Origin of the sequence: Pseudomonas sp. (genome assembly GCF_049645325.1) — a bacterium.
Taxonomy (GTDB): domain Bacteria; phylum Pseudomonadota; class Gammaproteobacteria; order Pseudomonadales; family Pseudomonadaceae; genus Aquipseudomonas.
In genome coordinates, this window is the sequence record NZ_JBARTQ010000711.1 from 1 (window position 1) to 5,330 (window position 5,330).

Here is a 5,330-nt window from a genome sequence, read left to right on the forward strand (position 1 = left end):
GAATCTGGAACATTGTGCGCCGCGCCGTCAGGGATGTGCCGGGATTCGAGGTGACGACAGAGCTCGTACTCGGGACGTTCTCATTTGCCAAGTACCTGATGTGGCAAGATTTGGCGGCGCGTTCGGATCAGCTGCTCAAGAGCTCGATGGTCAAACACCTTCTGGAGCGCAGTCTTGGCGGTGACGGTTACGCCACCACCGGAGAGTTTCCAGAACCCCAAGAGTTGGACCGAAAGATCAATCCGGCAAATCTGTTTACACCGCTGCCGGCCGACTCATCTCAGTTGGCTGCCGTGGTTGCTTCCTCCAGTGGTTGTGATTTTGTACTCGACGGCCCGCCGGGAACCGGCAAGTCCCAAACCATCGCCAATATGATTGCCCACAACCTGGCGTTGGGACGCCGAGTGTTATTTGTCGCCGAAAAGATGGCAGCGCTGGATGTGGTGTATCGACGACTTGAAGAGAAGGGGCTGGGCGAGTTTTGTCTCGAACTTCACTCCAGCAAGACCTCCAAGGTTGAAGTGCTCAAGCAGCTTGAGCGTGCCTGGGACGTGCGTGATGCGCTGAGTGCAGATGAGTGGGCTGCTGAAACTGCAAAACTTCAAAAGCTGCGCAACCGCCTCAACCAGATTGTCGAGCTGCTCCATCGACGCTCGCCCAACGGTTTGTCGGTGCACCAGGCCATCGGGCGAGTAGTACGGGACTGGAGCGAGGCATTGCCGCGTCTTGCCTGGCCAGCTGGAACTATTCACGACGCAGATACTTATTCGACGATGAAAGACCTGGCACGACGCCTTGATCTGAATGGCCAGGCTGCGCGTGAGCTTTCACACGAGTTTGCGCTGATGGCGCCCAAAGACTGGTCGAACGGATGGCAAGAGACGATTGTTGCTGCCGCACACGAAATGCCAGGCAAAATCGAAAGACTCAACGTTGCCAGTGCCAACCTTCTTAAGTCCACGAGCCTGCCGCTCGCCGTAGAGAATGCCGAGGATTTCGACCAGCTTGAACGGTTTGTCACATTGCTGATTGACGCCCATGGCATCGACCTTTCATTTGTCTTTACGCTAAATGTCAGCGCCAAGATCAGTTCGGCAAAAAAAGCGGTGCAACTTCTGGAGGATTATCGGGCGATCGAAAGTTCGCTCTCAGTACGTTACACAGAAGGCGCCTGTCGCACGCTCGATCTTGCCACTTTCCAGGGCGAATGGAGTCGGGCTAAGGAAAAGCTCTGGTTCTTCGCAACGCTGGGCAAGAAAAAAGTTGCGAAGCAACTGGCTACTGCGGGTGGTACGGCAGGACTGCCCAATGTCGAGGTTGATCTGCTCAAACTCAGTCAAATGCAAATCTTGCTAACCGCTTTGGAGGATGTGTCGTCCGATTTGACTGCGGTGCCTGGGTGGAACGCATTGTCCAGTGATGGCACTGCCATGATAGCCGCCTGTGAGCTGGGTGAACGCTTGAGGGCAATGATCAGTGCAAGCGCGCAGTCACCGGAACATCTTATTTCCTTGCGCGAGGCGGCTGAAAAACTGGTTGTGAAAGCCAATGAGTTATTGGGCGCGGGTGGTTTTATTTCGTCGGCGCTGCATGTGCTCAAGGATGCGCTCAGTGACTTCAATCAAGCGACCCAGCGGTTCTACGGGCTTTGTAATCGCCCCTACGAAGCCAAATTGTCCATTGAAGCACTGTCTGATGTTTCCGGCGCGATCACTCGGCAATCTTCGAAGCTGAAGGCTTGGTGCGACTGGTGTCGAGTTAGGGATGAGGCTTTGGCCCTAGGCCTGAAACCCCTTTGCGATGCAATGGTGGCAAAAGCATTACCCGAAGGCGGCACGGTAGGTGTGTTCGAAACAGTCTATGCGCGTTGGTTTGCGACCTGGGCCATTGATTCGGAGCCACTGTTGCGTAACTTCGTACCGGTGGAGCACAGCAGCGATATCGAGGCGTTTGTACGCCTGGATGACGAGTTATCCAAGCTCACCGTGCGTTACATCCGCGCTAAACTTTGTGGTCTGATTCCAGCAAAAAATGAAATCGGAAAACAAGGTGGGTTTGGCGTCTTGAAGCATGAGCTGCAGAAGTCCCGGCGTCATAAGCCGGTGCGGCAACTGGCTGTGGAGATGGGCGACGCGCTGTCCAAGCTCGCGCCCTGCATGCTGATGAGCCCGCTGTCGATCGCTCAGTATCTGCCAGCGGATCTGGAGCTTTTTGATCTGGTGATCTTCGATGAGGCGTCGCAGATAGCACCGTGGGACGCGATTGGCTCGATTGCCCGAGGCAAACAGGTAGTGATTGCCGGCGATCCTCGGCAAATGCCACCTACCAATTTCTTCAACCGTGCGGCCTCCGCTTCCGAGGATGACACGGCGGAAGACATGGAAAGCATTCTCGACGAATGCCTGGGTGCAGGTATTCCAAGTCATAGCCTCAGTTGGCACTACCGTAGCCGTCACGAAAGTTTGATCGCGTTTTCCAACCATCGTTACTACGACAGCAGCTTAATCACATTCCCGGCAGCACAAACACGTGCGAGTACCGTGGAATGGCGGCGCGTTGACGGCGTCTATGCCAAGGGCAAAGGCCGCAATAACCAAGCCGAGGCTGAGGCCATCGTCACAGAAACTGTCAAGCGCTTGATGGATCCGGCATTTATCGCTGCGGGCCATACTATCGGTATCATCACGCTGAACAGCGATCAACAGCGTCTGATTACTGATCTTTTGGATAGGGCGCGGCAGCAATTTCCGCAAATCGAGCCATTTTTCCAGGATGATCTGCCAGAGCCAGTGGTCGTCAAGAACCTGGAAACGGTGCAGGGCGATGAGCGCGATTTAATCATGCTCGGCATCGGGTATGGTCCGACGGAGCCCGGCGCGCAAGTCATGTCGATGAATTTCGGCCCTTTGAATAAAGAGGGTGGCTGGCGTCGATTGAACGTCGCCATCACCCGAGCTCGCCGGGAAATGCTGGTGTTCTCGTCTTTCGACTCATCGATGATCGATTTGAATCGCACCAATGCGAGGGCGGTACGTGATCTGAAGCACTTTATTGAGTTTGCCCAGCGTGGGCCGAGAGCTTTGGCCGAGGCAATCCAGGGCTCGGTAGGTGGGTATGATTCGCCGTTTGAGGAGGCTGTTGCCCAAGAATTGAGGCGTAAAGGTTGGCAGGTCGTTCCGCAGATTGGTGTGTCCCGTTTCCGCCTGGATCTGGGTATTGTGCATCCAGATCGCCCCGGTGATTATCTGGCCGGTGTCGAATGTGATGGTGCCACCTACCATAGTGCGGCAACGGCGCGTGACAGAGACAAGGTCCGCGGTGCCATTCTGAAAGGTCTAGGCTGGAACCTAGTACGGCTGTGGTCCACTGACTGGTGGATAGATAAACCTGGAGCATTGGATCGACTGCATGCCGCACTTGAAGCGTTGTTGGCGGAGTCACGAGTGACGCCCCAACTCATTACCGATGAGTCAGAGCTCATTGCGCCGGTAGTCATAATGGAGAGCAGCCTCTCCCTATTTATATCGGATGAGGTAGAGGATGTTGTCGTCGTCGACATGGAAGCGGTCAGTGAGACACAGGAACTCAAGGTCGCCGGCGCGATGGCTGTCCCCGTCAATCGTGCTATCCGGGGGGAATACCGCGTCACGGATTTCACCAGCGTGAACGATAGGATCCGTGCGGATGCTTTTTACACCGAAGCATACGATCCGGTGTTGATCGAGTTGATCGCCCATGTGTTGACGCACGAAGCGCCGATTTTAGATTCGTTGTTGGTCCAGCGAATTGCCAGGGCGCATGGATTTCAACGGTCCGGTCGCTTGATTCGAGAGCGCGTGCTTGAGTTGACCGAGCGACATCACCATCTGAAAAGCGATCCGGTAGAGGGGCAGTTTGTGTGGCACGCTGAAAATGATGTGTTGAATTGGAACCTCTACCGGACTCCGGCTGCACTGGACGATGCCCGTTCCGTCGAAGAGATCGCGGCCGAGGAGTTACTGCTCGTGGCCTCGCTGATTTCTGCGGGTGACCAGCCATTGGAAATCGCCAAGACCTTTGGTGTGAAGCGTTTAACGAGTGCGGGGCGAGAGCGAATTCAATCTGTGGTTAAGTCGGTGGGGAATTTCTGAACCTGTGGCTTGATGCTTCGGCGACCGACAATCGCCGACATTGACCATATCTCCCGCACTGCGTAGCCTTGCACCTTCGAGGTTCTTCGGCCCAGGCCGAAGCTAAGAAGGGAACGCGGTTCAAGCCGCGGCTGCCCCCGCAACTGTAAAGGGTTCTGCTGACTGCCACGCCACTGCCAATACGGCGGGAAGGCGCAGCCAGTGCCGGTCGCAAGACCTGCAAGCCCCAAGCCAGGAGACCTGCCTCGTCACCGATTTTCTACTTCAACCGGGCGGGGTGATCCGGTGACGAAATCCGCTTCTGCGCGCCGCCGCAGGGCCTATCGTCCCGTATGCCCGCCCCAAAGGGCATCCGATGAAAACACTGGCCAAACTCCCCGTCACCATCGTTACCGGCTTCCTCGGCTCGGGCAAAACCACTTTGCTGCGCCATATGCTCGACAACGCCCAGGGCCGTCGCATTGCGGTGATCGTCAATGAGTTTGGCGAGCTGGGCATCGACGGTGAAATCCTCAAGCAGTGCTCCATCGGTTGCACCGAAGAAGAAGCCAACGGCCGCGTCTACGAACTGGCCAACGGCTGCCTGTGCTGCACCGTGCAGGAAGAGTTTTTTCCGGTGATGCGCGAGCTGGTGGCGCGTCGCGGTGACCTCGACCATATCCTCATCGAAACCTCGGGCCTGGCCCTGCCAAAACCGCTGGTGCAAGCCTTCCAGTGGCCGGAAATCCGCAGTGCCTGCACGGTTGACGCGGTCATCACCGTCGTCGACAGCCCGGCCGTGGCCGCTGGCACGTTCGCCGCTTTCCCGGATCAGGTCGACGCTCAGCGCAAACTCGACCCGAACCTGGACCACGAATCGCCGCTGCACGAGCTGTTCGCCGACCAACTGGCCAGTGCCGACCTGGTGATTCTCAACAAATCCGACCTGATCAGCCCTGAAGACCTGGCCCGCGTGCGCCTGGAAGTCGCTGAAGAACTGCCGCCAGCGGTGAAAATCATCGAAGCCAGCAGCGGTCGCGTACCACTGGACGTATTGATCGGCCTGGGCGCCGGCTCCGAAGAACACATTGACGGTCGCCACAGCCATCACGATCACCACCACGACGGTGAAGACGATCACGATCATGATGCCTTTGACTCCATCTCCATCGACCTGCCGCAGGCCGACGAGTCATTGTTGCTCGACGCACTGACTCAACT

At 56.7% G+C, this 5,330-nt stretch carries 2 protein-coding genes and 1 riboswitch; both genes read left to right on the plus strand.

Annotation, left to right across the window (positions count from 1 at the left end):
• Positions 1-4,130, plus strand: a 4,130-nt coding sequence (locus tag WBB95_RS30215; protein ID WP_424490922.1) for a DUF3320 domain-containing protein, incomplete at its 5' end; no start/stop codon positions are given.
• A gap of 62 nt (positions 4,131-4,192) precedes the next feature.
• Positions 4,193-4,392: riboswitch (cobalamin riboswitch) on the plus strand.
• Positions 4,393-4,485: 93 nt separating this feature from the next.
• Positions 4,486-5,330, plus strand: an 845-nt coding sequence (gene cobW / locus WBB95_RS30220; RefSeq protein WP_424490923.1) for a cobalamin biosynthesis protein CobW, incomplete at its 3' end; no start/stop codon positions are given.